We start from the raw sequence: 20165 nt of genomic DNA on the forward strand, positions 1-20165 counted from the left end.
TCGGCCGCCGCGTGTCGGGCGGTCCGACTACCGATCTACAGATCGAGCACCAGCAGGTTGGTGCGCGATCGCGAGCAGCACGGCATGAACTGGTCGCCGGCCGCTTTTTCGTCGTCGGTCAGATACGCATCGCGATGATCGGGCTCGCCTTCGAGCACGCGGGTCAGGCAGGTGCCGCACACGCCTTGCTCGCACGACGTCAGCACGTCGACACCGTTCGCCGCCAGCGCCGCGATCACCGTGCATTCGGCCGGCACGTCGATCACCTTGCCGCTGCTCGCGATCCTGACCTGGAATGCACGATCCGCGCCGGACGATGCGACCGCGCCGCCGAAGAACTCATAGTGCAGCCGTGCGTCGGGCCAGTCGCGCTCGCGCGCGGCGTTCAGCACCGCATCCATGAAGCCGCGCGGGCCGCATACGTACAGATGCGTGCCGTCGGGCGCGCCGGCCAGCACGGCAGCCAGATCGAAGCGTTGCGCGGGAGCGCCGTCGTCGACGTGGAAGCGGACGCGATCGCGAAACCCGGCCGCATTGATCCGCTCGACGAAGGCCATGCGATCGGCCGAACGCGCGCAGTAATGCATGTCGAACGGGATGCCGGCCGAGCACAGCCGTTCCGCCATGCTCAGGATCGGCGTGACGCCGATCCCGCCGGCGAGCAACAGATGGTGCGGCGCGTCGGGCGCGAGCGGGAATTGATTGCGCGGCAGGCCGATCCGCACGGTATCGCCTTGCCGGACTTCGTCGTGAATCGCGCGCGACCCGCCGCGGCCGTCGGCCTCGCGCAGCACCGCGATCTGATAGCGATCGCGTTGCGCCGGGTGGTTGCACAGCGAGTACTGGCGCACGAGCCCGCCCGGCAGATGCACGTCGATATGCGCGCCAGCGTCGAAGTGCGGCAACGGCGAGCCGTCGTCGCTGACGAATTCGAAGCCGCAGATGTCGCGCGCTTCCTGCCACTTGCGGGCTACGCGGACCGTCAATGTCGCGCCGCTCATGACGCTTCCCTGACCTGCGCGACCGGAATCGCGGGCCGCTGCGGGCTCGCCGCGTTTTCGGCGGCGAGCAGCCGGTCGATCACCTTGCGCGACAGCACGCCGCCGGCGTCGATGTTGAGCTTGAGCAGCGTGCGCTCGGGCCACTGCTCGAGATTGCGCTGCTGTCGCTCGAGCATCTCGAGATCTTCCGAGAAGATCTTGCCCTGGCCTTCGCGGATCTCGGCGGTCAGCGCGCGATCGTCTGGCCGGAAGTTGCGCGCCATCCCCCAGAAGTACCAGATCGACGTGTCGGTCTCCGGTGTGATGAAGTCGACCACGATCGACGACGCCTTCTTGTGCGCCGGCGCGTCGTAGCCGCCGTGGCCCGCATGCGCGACGCCCACTTCGATCATCACGTGGCTCGGCGGCGTGAAGCGGCAGATCTGCCAGCGGTCGACCGGCACGTCGTCGGCGAGCCCGTTGCCGCGCAGCGCCATCCGCCAGAACGGCGGCGGCATCACGTTCTCCATGAAGCGGCTCGTGACGACCTCGTCGCCATGGCTCACCGTCTTCGGCGGCGCTTCGTCGATTTCCTTCTGGCCGATGCTCGACGCATGCACGTAGGTCTCGTGCGTGAGATCCATCAGGTTGTCGATCATCAGCCGGTAGTCGCAGCGGATGTGATACAGGCCGCCGCCGTGCGCCCAGGCCGGATCCTCGGCCCACGCCAGCGCGGGCAGTTTGGCGGGATCGGCTTCGGACGCGTCGCCCGGCCAGACCCACACGAAGCCGTACCGCTCGACCGCCGGGAAGCTGCGAATCGGCGGGAAACCGCCGACGCGCTGGCCCGGCATGCCGGCCGTCTTGCCGTTGCACCCCATTTCGAGCCCGTGATAGCCGCACACGAGCACGCCGTCGCGCACGAATCCCAGTGACAGCGGCGCGCCGCGATGCGGGCAGAAATCCTCGAGCGCGGCGACCCGGCCGTCCGCCGCGCGGTACAGCACCATCGATTCGTTGCAGATCTTGCGGCCCAGCGGCTTGCCGTCGATTTCATCGGGCGTGCACGCCACGTACCAAGCGTTCTTGAGAAACATGTTCTTTGTCTCCTTCGGGGACGGTGCCGCCGGGGATGCGGCCCGATCTTCATTCCGTGTACTGAATGAGATTCAGTGTACGCATTGAGATTGGCGGAAACAAGGCGAGCGGTATACTGGTTTTCCCGGGAAATGGCGCGACGCAGCGCCATGCCGACGGCGCGCGCAACCGGCGTGTGCCGCCTATGTCATCGACTCATTCATGGAAAAAACGAATCCCGCCGACCTGCCGGCTTTCCCGATCGACCTGTACGACGAACCGGGGCACCTGATCCGGCGCGCGCACCAGATCGCGGTCGCGATGTTCTACGAGAAGCTGGGCCGGGACGTGACGCCCGTGCAGTACGCGGTGCTGCGGATGCTCTACGAGAATCCGGGGCTCGACCAGGTGACGCTCGCGCAGCGGGTGGCGCTCGACACGTCGACCACCGCGGATCTCGCGGTCCGGCTCGAAGCGAAAGGATTGATCGTCCGCGAAGTGCTGCCGCGGCGTCAGCGGCGTCTGTTGTTGACGCCGGCGGGCGTCGAGCTGCTCACCCACCTGATTCCGTCGGTGCAGGAACTGCGTGCCGGGCTGTTCGACGGGATGGGCGAAGATGATTCGCAGGAATTGATGCGGCTGTTGCGCAAGTTCGTGCATTTGAACAACGAGCAGAGTCGCGCGCCGCTGCGCGTCAGCGAGGATTCGTAGTGGCGCCGCGCCGTGAGCGACGGCGCAGAGGCTGCGGCGAGGCGGTCGCCGCGCTGCTCATCCGCGTCACGCGCGTGACGCTTCCCCTTCCAGCCGCCGCACCGCTTCCGCCACTTCATTCCTGAAGCGCACCAACGCCGCCTGCTCCGGCGCCGGCGGCTGCATCGCGGCCCACAGCATGTCGATCAATTGCGTGGCCGTCGTTTCCGTATCGAGCTTGCGGTGCCCGAGGATGGCATCCCACAGCACGTGCTCCATCGGCCCGAACACCATCGAGCGCAGCAGGCTCAGCGGCAGATCCGCGCGAACCTGCCCGGCCGCCTGGCCGCGCGCGAGCACGTCCATCAGCGGCGCCGTGTAGCGGCGCTGCAGCGCGGTGAGTTCGTCGCTCAGCGCATGCTGCTTCGCGCGGCCTTCCGACAGCACCAGCGCGCATAGCCCCGTCCCGTTCACGAGCATCAGCCGCAGGTGCGTGCGCACGATGAACGCGAACTGCTGCTGCACCGATGCGTCCCGCGGCATCCCGTGTTCGAACGCGGCGATGATTTCGTCGTACCAGTCGGCGATCACTCGCGCGCACAGCTCGCGCTTGCCGCGGAAATAGCTGAACACCGTCGCCTCCGATACGCCCACGCGCTGCGCGATCTCGGCGGCCGTCGCATGCTCGTAACCCTTTTCGGCGAACACTTCACGGCCGGCGCGCAGAATGTCCTGCACGCGCTGCTGGGACTTGCGCCCGGCGGGTGCGCGCGGCGTGTCGGCGCGGTCGGCTTTGGCGGTGGCGGTCATGGTGTCGGCGGGAGCGGCTGTCATGCTCGCATCATATCTGAGTATCACTCAGAAAACTATTGACGCCGAACCCGGCGAGGCGCGAAACTGTACAAAATTTCCGCTGTATTGGTCAATGAATACCCGTATTCATTCGATTTGAGCGAAACTCAGAAATCGGTGAGTGCGACACACTTTCTGGAAGACGGAGGAGACATGATCAACCTGCCCGGCGTGCAATTCATGCTCGGTGAAGACATCGAGATGCTGCGCGACGCCGTCGCGACGTTTGCGGCGAAGGAAATCACGCCGCGCGCGGCGGAGGTCGACCGCACCGACCAGTTCCCGATGGATCTGTGGAAGAAGTTCGGCGATCTCGGCGTGCTCGGCATGACCGTCTCCGAGGAATACGGCGGCGCGAACCTGGGCTACACCGCGCACATGGTCGCGATGGAGGAGATCTCGCGCGCATCGGCGTCGATCGGCCTGTCGTACGGCGCGCACTCGAACCTGTGCGTGAACCAGATCCACCGCAACGGCACCGAAGCGCAAAAGCAGAAATACCTGCCGAAGCTCGTGTCCGGCGAACACATCGGCGCGCTCGCGATGAGCGAGCCGAACGCCGGCTCCGACGTCGTCAGCATGAAGCTGCGCGCGGACAAGCGCGGCGATCGCTACGTGCTCAACGGCACGAAGATGTGGATCACCAACGGCCCCGACTGCGATACGCTCGTCGTCTACGCGAAGACGGACGTCGAAGCGAATTCGCGCGGCATCACCGCATTCATCGTCGAGAAGGGGATGAAGGGCTTCTCGGTCGCGCAGAAGCTCGACAAGCTCGGCATGCGCGGTTCGCACACGGGCGAGCTCGTGTTCCAGGACGTCGAGGTGCCGGAAGAGAACATCCTCGGCCAGTTGAACGGCGGCGTGAAGGTGCTGATGAGCGGCCTCGACTACGAGCGCGCGGTGCTGTCGGGCGGCCCGACGGGCATCATGGCCGCGTGTCTCGACGCGGTGGTGCCGTATATCCACGATCGCAAGCAGTTCGGCCAGTCGATCGGCGAATTCCAGCTGATCCAGGGCAAGGTCGCCGACATGTACACCACGTTCCAGGCGTGCCGCGCGTACCTGTACGCAGTCGGCCGCCATCTCGACTCGGCGGGCAGCGACCACATTCGCCAGGTCCGCAAGGACTGCGCGGGCGTGATCCTCTACACGGCCGAGAAGGCGACGTGGATGGCCGGCGAGGCGATCCAGATCCTCGGCGGCAACGGCTACATCAACGAATACCCGGTCGGCCGCCTGTGGCGCGATGCGAAGCTGTACGAGATCGGCGCCGGCACGAGCGAGATCCGCCGGATGCTGATCGGCCGCGAGCTGTTCGCGGAAACGATGTAACGCCCTACGTCACGCGAACGGAGCCCCGTCGATGCCGATCATCGAATCGAAACTGAACCCGCGTTCGGAAGACTTCCGCGCGAATGCAGCCGCGCTCGAGGCGGTCGTCGCCGACCTGCGCGCGAAGATCGAACAGCTCGCGCAAGGCGGCGGCCAGGCCGCGCGCGACAAGCACCTGTCGCGCGGCAAGCTGCTGCCGCGCGATCGCATCGCGCAACTGCTCGATCCGGGCGCGCCGTTCCTCGAGTTCTCGCAACTCGCCGCGAACGGCATGTACAACGACGACGCACCGGGCGCGGGCGTCATCACCGGCATCGGCCGCATTGCCGGCCGCGAATGCGTGATCGTGTGCAACGACGCGACGGTCAAGGGCGGCACCTACTACCCGATCACCGTGAAGAAGCACGTGCGTGCGCAGGAAATCGCCGCGGAAAACCGGCTGCCGTGCGTGTACCTCGTCGATTCGGGCGGCGCGAACCTGCCGAACCAGGACGACGTGTTTCCCGATCGCGATCACTTCGGCCGCATCTTCTTCAACCAGGCGACGATGTCGGCGGCGGGGATCGCGCAGATCGCCGTCGTGATGGGCTCGTGCACGGCCGGCGGCGCGTACGTGCCGGCGATGAGCGACGAGTCGATCATCGTGAAGGACCAGGGCACGATTTTCCTCGGCGGGCCGCCGCTCGTGAAGGCCGCGACCGGCGAGGAAGTGAGCGCCGAGGATCTCGGCGGCGGCGACGTGCATACGCGCCTGTCGGGCGTGGCCGACCATCTCGCGCAGAACGACGCGCACGCGCTGTCGATCGCGCGCAACATCGTCGGCCACCTCGCGCCGAAGATCGCGCCGCCGGTCGCGCTGCGCGAGCCGAAGCCGCCGCGCTACGACGCGAAGAGCCTGTACGGCGTGATTCCGGTCGATACGCGCAAGCCGTTCGACGTGCGCGAGGTGATCGCGCGCATCGTCGACGATTCCGAATTCGACGAATTCAAGGCGCGCTTCGGCACGACGCTCGTCACCGGCTTCGCGCACATCTGGGGCCATCCGGTGGGGATCGTCGCGAACAACGGCATCCTGTTTTCCGAATCGGCCGTGAAGGGCGCGCATTTCATCGAGCTGTGCTGCCAGCGCAAGATCCCGCTCGTGTTCCTGCAGAACATCACGGGCTTCATGGTCGGCCGCAAGTACGAGAACGAAGGCATTGCGCGGCATGGCGCGAAGATGGTGACGGCCGTGTCGAACGCGAAGGTGCCGAAGTTCACGGTGATCATCGGCGGCTCGTTCGGCGCCGGCAACTACGGAATGTGCGGCCGTGCGTTCGGCCCGCGTTTCCTGTGGATGTGGCCGAATGCCCGGATCTCGGTGATGGGCGGCGAACAGGCCGCGTCGGTGCTCGCGACCGTGCGCCGCGACGGCATCGAAGCGAAGGGCGGTTCGTGGTCGCCCAAGGAAGAAGATGCGTTCAAGCAGCCGATTCGCGACCAGTACGAGCGCCAGGGCCATCCGTATTACGCGAGCGCCCGGCTGTGGGACGACGGCGTGATCGACCCCGCGCAGACGCGCGACGTGCTCGGGCTCGGCCTCGCCGCGTCGATGAACGCGCCGATCGACGACACGCGCTTCGGCGTGTTCCGCATGTAACGCCCGGGAGGACCGACCGATGCGATACGAAACGATCAAGGTCAGCGAAGCCGGCCGCGTGGCGACCGTCACGCTCGCGCGTCCCGACGTGCGCAATGCGTTCAACGAGACGACGATCGCCGAGCTGACCACCGCGTTCGAATGGCTCGATGCGCACGAAGGCGTGCGCGCGATCGTGCTCGCCGCGGAAGGCGCCGCGTTCTGCGCGGGCGCGGACCTGAACTGGATGAAGAAGATGGCCGGTTACTCGGACGACGAGAACCGCGCCGATGCGCGCAAGCTCGCGCGGATGCTCGAAGCGATTTATCGCTGCGGCAAGCCGGTGATCGCGCGCGTGCATGGCGACGCGTATGCGGGCGGCGTGGGCCTCGTCGCGGCGGCCGACATCGCGATCGCCGCGGACGGCGCGAAGTTCTGCCTGTCGGAAGCGCGGCTCGGGCTGATTCCCGCGACGATCGCGCCGTACGTCATCCGTGCGATGGGCGAGCGCGCGGCGCGCCGCTACTTCACGACGGCCGAAGTGTTCGACAGCGCGCGCGCCGCATCGCTCGGCTTCATTCACGACGCGGTGCCGGCCGACGCGCTCGACGAAACGGTCGCGAAGCTGGCCGCGACGCTCGTCGCGAACGGCCCCGACGCCGTGAAGGCGTGCAAGCGGCTCGTCGCCGACGTGGCCGGGCGCGCGCTCGACGCGACGCTGATCGAGCAGACCGCCGACTGGATCGCGAAGACCCGCGCCGGCGCGGAAGCGCGCGAAGGGATCGCGTCCTTCCTCGAAAAGCGCACGCCGTCGTGGCGTGAATGATTGCGTGACCTCAACCTTCCGGACGACATCGAAGCCATGTTCGACAAGATTCTGATCGCCAACCGCGGCGAAATCGCGTGCCGCGTCGCTGCGACGTGCAAACGTCTCGGGATCGCGAGCGTCGCCGTCTATTCCGACGCGGATGCGAACGCGAAACACGTGGCCGCGTGCGACGAGGCCGTGCATATCGGCGGCTCGGCCGCGGCAGACAGCTACCTGCGCATCGAGCGCATCATCGACGCCGCGCGCGCGACCGGTGCGCAGGCGATTCACCCCGGCTACGGCTTTCTGTCGGAGAACGAAGATTTCGCGCACGCGTGCGAAGAGGCCGGCATCGTGTTCATCGGGCCGCCGGTCGACGCGATCGCGGCGATGGGCTCGAAGGCTGCCGCGAAGGCGCTGATGCACGCGGCCGCCGTGCCGCTCGTGCCCGGCTATCACGGCGACGACCAGGACGCGGCCAACCTGCATGGCGAAGCCGATCGGATCGGCTACCCGGTGCTGCTGAAGGCGAGCGCAGGCGGCGGCGGCAAGGGGATGCGCGTGGTCGAACGCTCCGACGATTTCCCGGCGGCGCTCGCGTCGTGCCAGCGCGAAGCCGCGAGCAGCTTCGGCAACGACCGCGTGCTGATCGAGAAATACCTGATGCGCCCGCGCCACGTCGAAGTGCAGGTGTTTGGCGACACGCACGGCAATACCGTCTACCTGTTCGATCGCGACTGCTCGGTGCAGCGTCGTCACCAGAAGGTGCTCGAGGAAGCGCCGGCACCGGGTTTGCATGCGGACGTGCGCCAGGCGATGGGCGAGGCGGCCGTCGCGGCCGCGCGCGCGGTGGGCTACGTCGGTGCGGGCACCGTCGAGTTCATCATGACGGGCGAAGCGTTCTACTTCATGGAGATGAACACGCGCCTGCAAGTCGAGCATCCGGTGACCGAGATGGTCACGGGGCTCGATCTCGTCGAATGGCAATTGCGCGTCGCGTCGGGCGAGCCGCTACCGCTGAAGCAGGAGGAACTGCGCGTGCACGGTCATGCGCTCGAGGCGCGCCTGTACGCGGAGAACCCCGCGCGCGGCTTCCTGCCGTCGACGGGTACGCTGAAGCATCTGCGGCTGCCGGCAGGCGTCGAATTCGACATCGGGGCGGCGGTGCGCGTCGACAGCGGCGTGCGCGAAGGCGATGCGATCACACCGTTCTACGATCCGATGATCGCGAAGCTGATCGTGCACGGCGCGGATCGCGCGGAAGCGCTGAGCCTGATGCAGCGTGCGCTGCGCGCGTGCGAAGTGGTCGGCCTGCACACCAACGCCGCGTTCCTGCAGCGGATCGTTGCGTGCGAGCCGTTCGCGATCCCCGATCTCGACACGGGTCTGATCGAGCGCAACCACGAGGCGCTGTTCGCGCCGCAACAGCCGCCGCGTGCGACGCTCGCACTCGCATGTGCCGCGCTGCTCGCACGCGAGCGTGGCGCCGCCGCGCAGGAAGGTGCGTGGCCGTGGTGTTCGCTGCCGGACTGGCGGCTGAACGGCGGCTATCGCCGCACGCTCGAATGGCATGCGACCGAGCGCGAAGCGGACGTGACGGTCACGTACGAGCACGACGGCGCCGGCACGCGCATCGCGATCGGCGACGCGGCGGCGCAACCGTTCGCATGGACGCGCGGCGCCACGCCGCTCGATTTCGACGTGACGCTGGGCGGTGTGCGCAGCAGCGGCCGCGTGTATGCGGACGGCGACACGTTCCACGTGTTCACGCAGGGCGCGGCCGAGACGTTCGAATGGCGCAACCTGCTTGCGCATGCGGGCGACGCGGAGCAGGGCGGCGGCCGCCTGACCGCGCCGATGCCCGGCAAGGTGATCGCGGTGCTGGTCGAGCCGGGCCAGAAGGTCGAAGCCGGTACGCCGCTGATCGTGATGGAAGCGATGAAGATGGAGCATACGATCGGCGCGCCGAGCGCGGGCGTCGTCGCGGAAGTGCTGTACGGCGTCGGCGATCAGGTCGCGGACGGTGCGCAGTTGCTGATGATGGCGGAAGGCTGAGCGTTGCATACACGTGAGGGCCGTTGCCGGCTCTCACGCACGGGCCGTCGTGCCCCGCATTATCCGGGCGTCCCCGACGCGATCCGGCTGCGAATACCTGATGTGCCTTTCATCAGGACGACATCGCATTCTTGTGCAGTGATCGTCGCTCTCGTCGCGCATAGACAAAAACAAATAATTTGCGTGTCGCATCTTCAAGATTTTTGAATAATCCCGGATTCTCGCCGGTGACCGGCGCGCTCGACCCGCGCTACTTTGCCCCGGCCGGTTTGCTCGCCCATTGCAACAGTTGTTCAAAGATCGAAACCGGGCCCTGTCCAACTTCTTCGCCAAAACGCACTGCCTGCTTCCTCTTGTGGAGAAAGGCCGCACGCGATCGCGACTGCTTTCCGGAGTGCCCGGAAAGTCCGGCTCGATTGGAGAAACGGCTGCGCGTTTCCGTCCGTGCGCGACATGGTTGCGTTAGCGTAATCGCCGGGATGTGCGGCCCAGTGTCCTGCGCAATGTAGCCGAGAGAAAGACTGAGATGGCGAACAAATATAAATACGGAATTCATATCGACCTTACCCCGCCAGAACTTTTCTGCCTGATTGTCATCGACAGTGGCCTGTGATGAATTGGGTATCGATGATGCCGTCGGGATCGCAATGATTTTGTTAGGTCAGAGGTTCCTGCCGACCCGAGGGAAATTCGGCGGAGCGGTTAAGGGGACTTCGATCGCATCCGGGGTATCGAGAAAAGTGTTGCCCTATGAAATCAAGTACAAAATTCTGCCGACGGTAACGTCATTCAGGAGCCTCCTGCTGCTCAAGATCAAATTTACCCGGGAGCTCGGCGCCTTTGTCGGTCGGGCCGTGCCGGTGGTCGGCTGGATCATTACCGCTATCGATATATCAGTCATCATGTATCGCTCGACAGTCACGTACAATGGCTTGGTCAAGCAGGAGGATCGCTTTTAATGGACGGTCGTCTGATGGAGATGGTGCGGGATGAGGCCGATTCGCCACTATGGGGCGAACTCGAGATTACCGAGGACACGGATCTCTGCATCGATCTTGAAATTTCCGACAAGGCCATGTTGAGATTGATGCGGAGGTTTTCGGAAACGTTTGGTGTCGATATTTCCGGTTTCGACATTGATTATTATTATCCTGCGCGGAAACTGGGAATGAGTCGATTCTTGATGGCGGTATTCAGGTCGCCATTTAGCGCCGACGCCAGGGACAAAATACTGGAGCGTCCGCTCACCATCAAAATGATGGAGGCGGCGATTGAAACCGGACGGTGGACGATGTAACGGTTCGAAAAAGGGCCAGCCGATGGCGCACCTGTCATTTCCGCATCAACGCGGTGATCTGCATGCGCGTCGGCCCCTGTCGCGCGACACCGTCGTGTCACAAGTCGAACATAGCATCTCGGCGTCGATATGACCGGCGCGGCTTCGCGTCCGCGTCACGTCATCATCCTCACGGAGAACCGTTATGCGAACGTCGGCCCTACGGCCTTTCGCGGTCGCCGGCCTGGTCGCGCTGGCCGCCGTCCTCGGTGCCTGCAACGACGACCTGACCGCACCCGCCGCGCCCGTTGCGCAGCAGAAGGCCGCGTGTGGCGGCGCCGTGGTCGCCACCGCGCAGATGCGCTGCCCGCCGGGTTTCACCGCGCCTGCTTCGTCGCCTGCTTCCTGATATCGGCCGTTTCCACCCGAAATCCCATCGAGAGCAATCAGCATGGCCATTCATTCGCGACGCGATTTTCTGAAGTTCTCTGCCGGCCTCGCCGGCGCGACCGCCGCCACCGCACTGCTGCCGGAATCGATCCGCAAGGCGCTGGCGATCGAGCCGAACACCGTGACGGGCACGATCCAGGATGTGCAGCACATCGTCGTGTTCATGCAGGAGAACCGCTCGTTCGACCACTACCTCGGACATCTGAGCGGCGTGCGCGGCTACAACGACCGCTTCCCGGTCACGCTGCCGAACGGCAAGCCGGTGTGGTTCCAGCCGCGCCAGGAAGACAAGTCGAGCGTGATCGCACCGTTTCGCTACGACACGACCAATCCGGGCGTCAACGCGCAATGTATCGGCGGCCTGCCGCATACGTGGGCGACGACGCACGGCGCGATCGACAACGGTCGCGCGGACCAGTGGGCCGTGCAGAAGTCGAACATGACGATGGGCTATCACGTTCGCGACGACATCCCGTTCCACTACGCGCTCGCGGATGCGTTCACGGTGTGCGACAACTACTTCTGCTCGATCCCGGGCAACACGCACCCGAACCGCATGTACCTGATGACGGGCATGGTCGATCCGCTCGGCACGGGCGGCGGCCCGCTGCTCGACAACACCGACTACATCGACAACCCGTTCGACAAGGTCCAGCTACCGCCCTTCAACTGGACGACCTACCCTGAGCGGCTCGAAAAAGCCGGCATCTCGTGGCAGATCTATCAGCAGGGCACCGGGTTCGACAATTTCACCGGCAACTACGGCACGAACATGCTGGCGTGCTTCGACAACTTCGTGAACGCGCCGGCCGGTTCGTCGCTGCAGACGCGCGGGATGAGCACGCGTCCGATCACGCAGCTCAAAGCCGACGTGCAGGCGAATGCGTTGCCGCAGGTGTCGTGGCTGCTGCCGCCCGCCGCGTATTCGGAGCATCCGAAGTTCACGCCGCTGTACGGCGCGTACTACCTGTCGACGATCCTCGATGCGCTGACGTCCAATCCGGACGTGTGGAGCAAGACCGTCCTGCTGATCATGTACGACGAGAACGACGGCTTCTTCGACCATGTCGTGCCGCCGTCGGCGCCGACGCTGCCGGGCTCGGGCATGAGCACCGTGGACGTATCGCTCGAGCGGCACAACGTCGTGACTGCGACGCAAGCCGGCACCTATACGGCCGACAACCTGCCGTACGGCCTCGGCCCGCGCGTGCCGATGTTCGTCGTGTCGCCGTGGTCGAAGGGCGGCTTCGTGTGCTCGCAGGTGTTCGATCACACGTCGGTGCTGCAATTCATCGAGAAGCGCTTCGGCGTGATGGAGACCAACATCTCGCCGTGGCGTCGCGCGATCTGCGGCGACCTGACGTCGGCGCTCGACTTCTCGAAGTCGGATGCGACGCTGCCGACCCTGCCGAGCACGCAGGCGTATGTCGCGCAGGCAGACCTGCAATGCTCGCGCGCGTCGTCGCAGACCGCGCCGGCCAGCACCGCGCAGCAGGTCGTGACCGCGCAGGAACCCGGCACGCGGCCGGCGCGCGCGCTGCCGTACGAATTGCACGTGACCGGCCAGCTCCAGGCGCAGGGCTATGCGCTGACGTTCGCGAATACCGGCACGCAAGGCGCGCACTTCTGGGTCTATACGGGCGATCCCACCGCGATGCCGCGCCGCTATACGGTTGAAGCGGGCAAGCAATTGACCGATACGTGGGCGCTCGATGCGAACGGCAACTACCTGGCGAGCGTGTGGGGGCCGAACGGCTATTTCCGGCGCTTCGCGGGGTCCGCTGTCGCGGACGCCGCGGCCAAGCCGGAAATCACGCCGTGCTACGACGTGGCGAACGGCGATCTCTACGTGACGATCGCGAATGCGGGCACCGGTCCGCTCACGGTCACCGCAACCGACGTCGCATACGGCGGCGCGGCCCGCACGCTGACCGTCCCGGCCGGGCAGCGTATCGAGGCGCACTGGGACCTGTCGTGCAGCGGCCGGTGGTACGACCTGCAGTTTGCGGTGGCCGGCAATGCAGACTGGATGCGTCGCATCGCGGGGCACGTCGAGACCGGCAAGCCGAGCATCACCGATCCTGCAGCCGTCGCGCCGACGGTCACGGCGATCTGACGGTAACCGACGCGCGCCGGCTGGTTGAATCCACCCGGTGCGGGAGTTTGCGGTTCCGATTCCGAATCGGCGGCTTCAGTGCGGCGGTTCGCCGTCGTGCGCCATCGTCTGCGCGCGGGGTGGGCCACATCCCTTGATCATGCCCGATGTAGCGATCCGCACGGCGAAACAGCCTGGGCGTGTCGAGGCTGACGAGATCGGGCGCGCCTTCGCCGTGCAACCGCCCGTCGCGCTCCATCGCGCGCATGAATGCAGCGGGTTGCCATCGCTGGCATAGACGCTCGACCTGTCCTGCCGCGCGGCGATCGCATCGTTACGTTCGGTGCGCCGGAACGCGATCACGCCCGAGTTGAACGCCCGCCGGCCGATATCTTGCGCGCGCAGCCGGTCAGATCCTTCGAGCAGCCGCTCGACGACATACCGGCAGAGCGATTAGGGGTGACGGATTGTACGAACCGGTGCTGCGTGATGTTGGACGTGTTGCTTTGCAGCAGGTACCAGCTCCCAACTTTTGGGGCTCGTTAATTTTCCAGTAATTCCATTGAACTAAAAATCATCCCATGGATTTCTCTCGGAAGATTCTGATATTGCATTATTGGCGGAAAATTGCGAGATTTTAACGATTCGCAAACCTAATTTTATTGTAGTTGATTTGATTTTCAAATTTCGTATTTGTCTCATGGATTTCATTATGAAAATTTGCTTAACTCGGGAAAATTCGACGGCATCGTATCCCTGAGGTTCTAGCAAATGGGGCGTGCCGATGTATGTAACCCGTCATGCAACGGTGGCCATGCGAACCATTCAGGACGTGCTCCAACACCCGAGCGCGATCGTTACCCAGTCTCTTCATCTCGAGATCGCGACGCTTGCTTCCGCGCTCTCCGTGTCCGAATTCACGCTCACCGAGGCGATGAACACGCCGTTTCTGGCCGACATCACGGTCACGTCTCCAGACAAGCATATCGACGGCGCGGCCGCCGTCGGGCGGCCGGCGATCTTCACGATCGACGAGCATGCATCGGTGCCGTCCCTGCCGGGATTGATCGACCCCGTGCGTCACACCGCTCGCACAGTGCACTGCGTCGTCACGCAGTGGACGCGAATCAAGACCACGCGTGACGAGGCAACCTATCAGCTTCATTTGAAGCCGCGGTTCGCGCTGCTCGAATCGGTGCACGACTCGGCCGTGTTTCTCGACCGATCCTTGCGCGAGTTGCTCACCGACGTGATCGTCGATCGCAGTCTGTTCCAGTCCTTCGATGTCGAGTTCGAGCTGGAAGGGCTTGACGGGAAGTTCGAACAAACCGTGATGTACGAAGAGACGGTCGCGAACTTTATCGATCGGCATTGCCGCCGCGCGGGCGTCTACTACTACTTCAAACAGGCGAAGAAAGAGGACGGCCCCCAACGCGACACGCTGGTGTTCGGCAATACGGCGCGAGGCTATGTGCGGGCGCTCGAAGTGCCGTTGCTGCCGCACTCCGGCCTGACGAGTTGGCACGAGGCGATTCTCACGTTGGAAGCCACGCGCGCGCTGGTGCCGCAGACGGTACGCGAATGGGACCACAACTATCGCATCCCCGACGATCCGCTGCAGGTCGAATCGGTCGTGGCCGACGACGATCGATCGGTCTATGGGAGCGTGAACCGCGGCATCGAGCATTTCCATTCGATCGAAGAGGGGCAGGCGCTGGCCGATGCGCGGCGTGACGAACTGCGCACGCGGCAGATGCGGCTCGCGGGCACGAGTAACGTGATCGGTATGACGCCCGGCATGGTGGTGCGGATAACCAATGACGTAGTGGCCGAGGCGCCGCACGGGATCGTGATCACGAAGCTCGTTACGACCGGTAGCCGCAGCCAGTCGGCGATCAATACCTTCGAAGCAATCCCGGCGCATCAGACCTATCGGCCCGAATACGTTCCTGAAAGGCACTGGCGATGGATCACCGGGATGCTGATCGGTGTGGTCGAGTCCGTCGATGACGAACCGTACGCATGGATGGACGAATATGGCCGCTATCGCGTCAGGCTCCTGTTCACCCGGCACAGCGGCAAGCGCGGCACGAACAGCATGCCGTTGCGGCTGCTGCGCGCGTCCGCGTCGTATCAGGGTGGCTTGCACATCCCCTTATTGCCAAGAACGGAGGTGCGCATTGTCCCGACGCAAGGCAATTGCGATCGATTGCTGATTGCCGGGGCGGTTCATGACTACGCCCGGCGGGATCTGGTGCATGGCAAGGAGGGCTGGTATAGCCGTGCGGTGTTCCGTTCACCGTTGCTTGGCAACAAGCTGCGCTTCGAAGACCTGAAAAATCACGAGGGCGTTCGGTTGGCGACGGTGTTCGGGAAGTCGTCGCTCAACATGGGCTATCTGGTCGACAGGGAGAAGCACAAGCGCGGCGAGGGCTTCGAACTGACCACGCAGCACTGGGGCGCGGTGCGCGCGCCGAAGGGGTTGTTTTTGTCGGCGGACGCGGCAGCCGGCTCCGAGACGCCGCATCTCGATATGCCTGCCGCGATTGCGCAGCTGAAGGCAGCATTGCAGCGCGTAACGGACCTTGCGGCAGCGACGACGCAGGCCAAGGCCGACCCTGCTGACCGTGCGGCGCAGGCGGCGCTGCTCGACGGCCTGAATCAGCTTCGCGACGCGGGGCTGCTTGCGAGTGCTCCCGGCGGCATGGCGTTCGTGACAGCGAAATCGACGCAGCACTCGGCAGGCGAGAACGTGATCGTCACCGCAGGCCGGGATATGGACGTGAGCATCGTCAAGCGACTGCGCATGGTGGCGGGCGACCTGATCTCGCTGTGCGCGCACAAGCTCGGCATCAAGATTTTCTCGAAAGGGAAAATCGAGTTGCAGGCACAAGGCGCGCCCATGGATCTCTTTTCCGACCGGCAATTGCATGTGTCGAGCGCCGGCGCGAACGTGCTCGTGAGTGCCAAGACAAGGGCGATGGTGGCCAGCGGCGGCGCGTCAATGACCATCGAAAACGGCAGCGTTGTTTTCAACTGCCCTGGCGAATTCCGCATCAGAGCGGCTTCATTCACGTTCGAGGGGCCCGGCAATACGTCCGTCAATCTGCCGCAACTGCCGGTGAGCGACTACCAGCCCAGCGCCAAATACAGCCACACACGGTAACGATCATGATTATCAGCCCGCCGTTTTTGCCCGACGCAGGTCTCGCGGCCCCAACCGGGACGAACCCCGATCCGATGATGGACGCGGTAGACAAGTTCGAATGTGCTCATGGCATTTATCCGATCGCCTTTGATCGGCGCTGGCATTGCGGTGTGCATCTTCAACCCGATACCAAGGGCGAGGTGTACGCGATTGCAGACGGCGAAGTTGTTGCCTACCGGGTCTGTCAGCATGCGGTTGACGACGGTAAGAGCCATACGGGCTTCGTGCTGCTCAAGCATACGACCGAAACCGGTGAAGGCCGCACGCTGACTTTCTATTCGCTCTACATGCATCTGATGCCGCTGGCGGAATACGGGCAGCACAGCGCGAACGCCAAAAAGATGCCCGAGTTTCTGCGCATGCCGACTGGGCCGGTGAGCAAGGGGCAGGTGACGCCGGCGAAATCCGGGAAAGAAGATCCGAAAGTTAGTCTGAGCGTCAAACGCAAGGACATACTGGGATGGCGCGGGAAGTATGAGGGGATGCCCCATCTGCACTTTGAGATTTTCATGTTGCCTGAGGACTTCGACGCCTATTTTGGGCGCACGCAACTGGGTAACAGCACGCCTACTCCTCCCGCTCCTGCCGAGACGGACTGGTGGGGGCATGCGTATTTCGTCATTCCGGCAGGCAGCGAGTTTCGCCGTCTGCCAGCGAAGGTCGATGCCCGCAACAAATTACACGGCATCGAGTTCAAGCCGGGTCACGACGGCTCGAATACCTTGCCGTTGCTTGTCGAGACCTACTTTAGCCTCGGCTCGAAATACACCAATGTGTGGAGTGTTGCGCAAGACGGCACCCGCACGCTGCTTACGCCGCAGCCTGTCGAGGAAAAGGACTACGAATACGATCTGTACAAGCGTGCTGCGGCGCTTTATTCGTCATGCCCGAGCGACGGTTACGAGCTGCTTCGCTTTGGCCGCATCCTGTCCACGGACAAAACGTTGGCTGCCGATGCATGCGTGACGTGGATGCCGGTCAACTGGACGACAGACAAGGCGGGCTACATTGATATCAATAACTCGAATATCCATAAGTTCTCCGACGCGAATTTCCTGTCCTATATGGGCTGGCTGAAAATCAGTGAGGGCAATACGCCGTTCGACAGCGACGGACTGTGCGATGTGGACGCGCTGAAGAAAGTACTGAACGATGCTGCCCCGCACGAAGTACCAATGGTGGAAGGGGAAACGCCGGAAGCTCATAAAACTAGAGCGCTCTCGGCCTATGTAAAAGGTAACGCATGGGTACGGCAGCAGTTGCGTGGCCTTGTCTGCAACGCGCCGAGTGAATGGGATGGTACAAACAACGAAGAACGCTATGCGAGATTGCTCGACGAAGGCGGCTACTACCATGGTAACGACAAGGGCTACAACGATTTCATGAAGTATCTGAAGGAAGTTCAGTTTTGGAACAAAACGGGGCTTCCGGCAGGGCAGAGGCTGTGGTTTTTTCATCCGCTTGCGTTTATTCGGCATTTTAGGCGGTGTAATTGGCTATCGTCATACGAACTGTCATGTATCTACCCAGATAAGCTCTACAACCGTCGAGAAACACCGGACCCATACGCTAAGAGAGAAAAGTATCGGGTACCGCTCAATCAGGGAATGCGAAAGTATTTGGTAAATACGCCAACGAGGATGACGCATTTTCTTGGTCAAGGGGCAGTGGAGTCGTTCATGCTGGCTCGCATGATGGAGGCGTCCAGCACCAATTTTTCGGCGAGTCTGCAACCTGAAGCAAGTGATTTTTACAAAAATAAAGATGATCGCTATTTCGACTATCTTGAAGGGCGAGCTGATCTTGGAAATATCGACGCTGGTGATGGGATCAAATTCCGTGGACGGGGTATGAAGCAACTTACCGGGCGAGTGAACTATGCCAGCTACTGGGTGTACCGCGGCTGGCTAGATTCATCGTCCTTCGACGTAAAATGGTTGGTAGACAAAACACGTATCCGGCCAATTATTGCCGCTCCCCAACAAATTAGCATCGATCCATTTAACTGTATTGATGCAGGCGGGTGGTATTGGACGGCAGGTGCCGCAAGCAATAAGTTCATTACGATTAATTCATCGATCCGGGAGATGGATGTCTCTGCTCAATCGATTTTCGTCGTGTCTCGCGCTATCAACGGGATAAACAAAAAGACGAGCAAGCCAAACGGGCTGGAAGATCGTATCAATCACACTCAACGCCTTTCAATAATATTAATGGATCTGGTATGAGAAATTTCGTCATGTCTCTCATCGCAACTGGCTTGCTTGGATTCGCGTCGCCTTTATATGCGAAAAATTTTACATTTGATAACAAAACAAAAATTCATTTGCCTGCATACGAAAACAAGCGAGCCAATCCGGATGGTTCCGGTTCCGTATGCGTAGATGTTAATCGGCTGGAAACGATAGCTATCATATGTCTATACGACAAAACGTCCGACGAAATTTTCCAAGACAATGGATTCATTAAATACGGAGAACTTCCTTCGGAAGGTAAAAATCGAATTTCCTCATTGCCTGATGATGCTCTTGTATATGTAGAAGGGAGCTACGGTGGTTTCTATGAAACAAGAAAGGAAGAAATTGGAGATTTTATCGTTTATGAGGCTGACAACACGCTCTGCGATATTTCTGACACTGCAGAAAAGCGTCCCGCGATTTGTTACGAAGCAGCATTGATTTCATCTAAAAAATACAATACACCTCCGGCAATTTTCGTCTCTGCCATCATTGAGACGCCACCCGCTCCGGGTGGGAGGCTTAGTGAAAAGGCAATGGGTAAGGTGAGGGTGATTAATGAGATAATTAAATCCATAAAAATCGATAAATAACCATGGATGCAAATTTCGAGGCGGCTTGTGAGAAAAATTGCACTTCACTTGGTTTTGGTTATTTTCCATGGTGGTGCGAAGGCCGGAATAGTAACGTCTTGCGATGAAAGTTATGTGGCGAAAATCAGCGGCCCCAAGAAATGGCTGTTTTGAGGGGTGGGAGGCACGTTGGGGCGATGAAAATCGATCACTCTATCGATGGCGGAGTATTTAGTCTCGACGATTCCGTGTTGATTATATTTGGGCTTCCGTTTGCGATGGATCGTCGATTTCCTCAAGTTTCATACCCTTCTATATATTTGATTGGGAGGGATGTTCGTGCTGTAGGGGAGGGATTTATGGGGGGGCGGAGTATATGATGCCGAATTTAGTGACGATCGAAAATTTATCGTTATTAATATTCGATTTGGAGTTGAGGTGATGGATGTCGAGAAAGAGAGGACACATTCGTTTGATGTGACGTATGTTCCAGGATTTGAAATGCAAAAATGTGAGAAAAATTAATTTGCTTGGGTGGGTAGGTGGTTGGTTGGGAGGTGGTGCCGAATGCAGACTACAAGCCGATAATGTGAGGAATCATGAGGCGATTCATTTTGCGGGGGGGGGGAGTATTTTGTGCTTTATGGTCTTTGTGTGTTCGGCGAGTGGCAAGGAACCGGAGAGGGTCTTGAGGGATGATTGTCATTTGTCGTTTGTGATCCCCAATGGCCTTGAGTATGTCGACGTTGGGCACACCATCGCATTAGGGAAAGATGAGTGCTACATACCGTTTCTATATACGGGGAAGCTTCGGCTTAAACGAACTGGGCCTATGCGGTAATCCCCCCGCAGAACCGGCGGGATCAGAAGTAGAATTTTCTCGTTGAGGGAGTTCTACAGAATGAAGAAGTC

Annotated in this window: 14 protein-coding genes and 2 pseudogenes; 12 read left to right on the top strand and 4 right to left on the bottom strand. The window is 62.1% G+C overall.

Translation table 11 applies throughout. The features are described 5' to 3' along the window. Positions 1 to 35 precede the first annotated feature (35 nt). Both J8I33_RS28880 and J8I33_RS28885 read right to left on the bottom strand, forming a co-directional pair. Complete coding sequence (locus J8I33_RS28880) at positions 36 to 1001, bottom strand: PDR/VanB family oxidoreductase (protein ID WP_209927844.1); 966 nt, start codon at positions 999 to 1001, stop codon at positions 36 to 38. Continuing rightward, positions 998 to 2077, bottom strand: coding sequence for an aromatic ring-hydroxylating dioxygenase subunit alpha (locus tag J8I33_RS28885; protein ID WP_050016227.1), 1080 nt, complete (start codon positions 2075 to 2077; stop codon positions 998 to 1000). Before J8I33_RS28885 ends, J8I33_RS28880 begins: the two co-directional genes overlap by 4 nt. A gap of 202 nt (positions 2078 to 2279) precedes the next feature. On the opposite strand from J8I33_RS28885, the gene J8I33_RS28890 reads away from it, so the two are divergent. Continuing rightward, positions 2280 to 2768 carry a MarR family winged helix-turn-helix transcriptional regulator gene (locus J8I33_RS28890; protein WP_050016226.1) on the top strand — a complete coding sequence of 163 codons (489 nt, stop codon included), beginning with the start codon at positions 2280 to 2282 and terminating at the stop codon, positions 2766 to 2768. Positions 2769 to 2834: 66 nt separating this feature from the next. On the opposite strand, the gene J8I33_RS28895 is transcribed toward J8I33_RS28890, so the two are convergent. Beyond that, positions 2835 to 3581, bottom strand: coding sequence for a TetR/AcrR family transcriptional regulator (locus tag J8I33_RS28895; protein ID WP_050016225.1), 747 nt, complete (start codon positions 3579 to 3581; stop codon positions 2835 to 2837). 171 nt (positions 3582 to 3752) lie between these two features. Between J8I33_RS28895 and J8I33_RS28900 the strand changes: the two genes are divergently transcribed. The 8 genes and pseudogenes from J8I33_RS28900 to J8I33_RS28935 all read left to right on the top strand — a co-directional run bounded on the left by J8I33_RS28900 (position 3753) and on the right by J8I33_RS28935 (position 13257). After that, complete coding sequence (locus J8I33_RS28900) at positions 3753 to 4934, top strand: isovaleryl-CoA dehydrogenase (protein ID WP_124556307.1); 1182 nt, start codon at positions 3753 to 3755, stop codon at positions 4932 to 4934. Between the two features lie 31 nt (positions 4935 to 4965). Then, positions 4966 to 6573: a carboxyl transferase domain-containing protein gene (locus tag J8I33_RS28905; protein WP_209939568.1), complete on the top strand. Its 1608-nt coding sequence runs from the start codon at positions 4966 to 4968 to the stop codon at positions 6571 to 6573. Between the two features lie 19 nt (positions 6574 to 6592). Then, positions 6593 to 7378 (top strand): enoyl-CoA hydratase/isomerase family protein, encoded by a 786-nt coding sequence (locus J8I33_RS28910; protein ID WP_209939569.1) that lies wholly within the window; start codon positions 6593 to 6595, stop codon positions 7376 to 7378. Positions 7379 to 7414: 36 nt separating this feature from the next. Continuing rightward, on the top strand, positions 7415 to 9415 hold the full coding sequence (locus tag J8I33_RS28915; protein WP_209939570.1) for an acetyl/propionyl/methylcrotonyl-CoA carboxylase subunit alpha: 2001 nt from the start codon (positions 7415 to 7417) through the stop codon (positions 9413 to 9415). A 526-nt stretch (positions 9416 to 9941) separates the two neighbouring features. Continuing rightward, a pseudogene (locus tag J8I33_RS28920) lies at positions 9942 to 10374 on the top strand (STM2901 family protein). After that, on the top strand, positions 10374 to 10712 hold the full coding sequence (locus J8I33_RS28925) for a DUF1493 family protein (protein ID WP_209939571.1): 339 nt from the start codon (positions 10374 to 10376) through the stop codon (positions 10710 to 10712). Before J8I33_RS28920 ends, J8I33_RS28925 begins: the two are co-directional and overlap by 1 nt. A gap of 184 nt (positions 10713 to 10896) precedes the next feature. Beyond that, complete coding sequence (locus tag J8I33_RS28930) at positions 10897 to 11100, top strand: hypothetical protein (RefSeq protein WP_124846496.1); 204 nt, start codon at positions 10897 to 10899, stop codon at positions 11098 to 11100. A 42-nt stretch (positions 11101 to 11142) separates the two neighbouring features. After that, positions 11143 to 13257 (top strand): phospholipase C, phosphocholine-specific, encoded by a 2115-nt coding sequence (locus tag J8I33_RS28935; protein WP_209939572.1) that lies wholly within the window; start codon positions 11143 to 11145, stop codon positions 13255 to 13257. Here the strand turns inward: J8I33_RS28935 and J8I33_RS34630 are convergent. Next, positions 13244 to 13671: pseudogene (locus tag J8I33_RS34630) on the bottom strand (hypothetical protein); the annotation flags it as partial. The gene J8I33_RS28935 and the pseudogene J8I33_RS34630 sit on opposite strands and share 14 nt — an antisense overlap. A gap of 379 nt (positions 13672 to 14050) precedes the next feature. Between J8I33_RS34630 and J8I33_RS28940 the strand changes: the two are divergent. Genes J8I33_RS28940 through J8I33_RS28950 form a run of 3 tightly spaced genes read left to right on the top strand, consistent with a single transcriptional unit; the run spans position 14051 to position 19274 of the window. Next, positions 14051 to 16402, top strand: coding sequence for a type VI secretion system tip protein VgrG (locus J8I33_RS28940; RefSeq protein ID WP_209939573.1), 2352 nt, complete (start codon positions 14051 to 14053; stop codon positions 16400 to 16402). Positions 16403 to 16407: 5 nt separating this feature from the next. Further along, complete coding sequence (locus J8I33_RS28945; RefSeq protein WP_209939574.1) at positions 16408 to 18672, top strand: peptidase M23; 2265 nt, start codon at positions 16408 to 16410, stop codon at positions 18670 to 18672. Positions 18673 to 18683: 11 nt separating this feature from the next. Further along, positions 18684 to 19274, top strand: a complete 591-nt coding sequence (locus J8I33_RS28950) for a hypothetical protein (protein ID WP_209939575.1) — start codon at positions 18684 to 18686, stop codon at positions 19272 to 19274. The last annotated feature ends 891 nt before the right edge of the window (positions 19275 to 20165 follow it).

The sequence above is a fragment of the Burkholderia sp. AcTa6-5 genome, assembly GCF_017815075.1.
In the GTDB taxonomy this organism is placed as follows: domain Bacteria; phylum Pseudomonadota; class Gammaproteobacteria; order Burkholderiales; family Burkholderiaceae; genus Burkholderia; species Burkholderia sola.

Coding starts and splice junctions, on each gene's coding strand:
- J8I33_RS28895 (WP_050016225.1), bottom strand. CDS start 3,581: ATGACAGCCGCTCCCGCCGACACCATGACCGCCACCGCCAAAGCCGAC.
- J8I33_RS28900 (WP_124556307.1), top strand. CDS start 3,753: ATGATCAACCTGCCCGGCGTGCAATTCATGCTCGGTGAAGACATCGAG.
- J8I33_RS28915 (WP_209939570.1), top strand. CDS start 7,415: ATGTTCGACAAGATTCTGATCGCCAACCGCGGCGAAATCGCGTGCCGC.
- J8I33_RS28930 (WP_124846496.1), top strand. CDS start 10,897: ATGCGAACGTCGGCCCTACGGCCTTTCGCGGTCGCCGGCCTGGTCGCG.
- J8I33_RS28925 (WP_209939571.1), top strand. CDS start 10,374: ATGGACGGTCGTCTGATGGAGATGGTGCGGGATGAGGCCGATTCGCCA.
- J8I33_RS28940 (WP_209939573.1), top strand. CDS start 14,051: ATGCGAACCATTCAGGACGTGCTCCAACACCCGAGCGCGATCGTTACC.
- J8I33_RS28885 (WP_050016227.1), bottom strand. CDS start 2,077: ATGTTTCTCAAGAACGCTTGGTACGTGGCGTGCACGCCCGATGAAATC.
- J8I33_RS28905 (WP_209939568.1), top strand. CDS start 4,966: ATGCCGATCATCGAATCGAAACTGAACCCGCGTTCGGAAGACTTCCGC.
- J8I33_RS28890 (WP_050016226.1), top strand. CDS start 2,280: ATGGAAAAAACGAATCCCGCCGACCTGCCGGCTTTCCCGATCGACCTG.
- J8I33_RS28950 (WP_209939575.1), top strand. CDS start 18,684: ATGTCTCTCATCGCAACTGGCTTGCTTGGATTCGCGTCGCCTTTATAT.
- J8I33_RS28880 (WP_209927844.1), bottom strand. CDS start 1,001: ATGAGCGGCGCGACATTGACGGTCCGCGTAGCCCGCAAGTGGCAGGAA.
- J8I33_RS28945 (WP_209939574.1), top strand. CDS start 16,408: ATGATTATCAGCCCGCCGTTTTTGCCCGACGCAGGTCTCGCGGCCCCA.
- J8I33_RS28935 (WP_209939572.1), top strand. CDS start 11,143: ATGGCCATTCATTCGCGACGCGATTTTCTGAAGTTCTCTGCCGGCCTC.
- J8I33_RS28910 (WP_209939569.1), top strand. CDS start 6,593: ATGCGATACGAAACGATCAAGGTCAGCGAAGCCGGCCGCGTGGCGACC.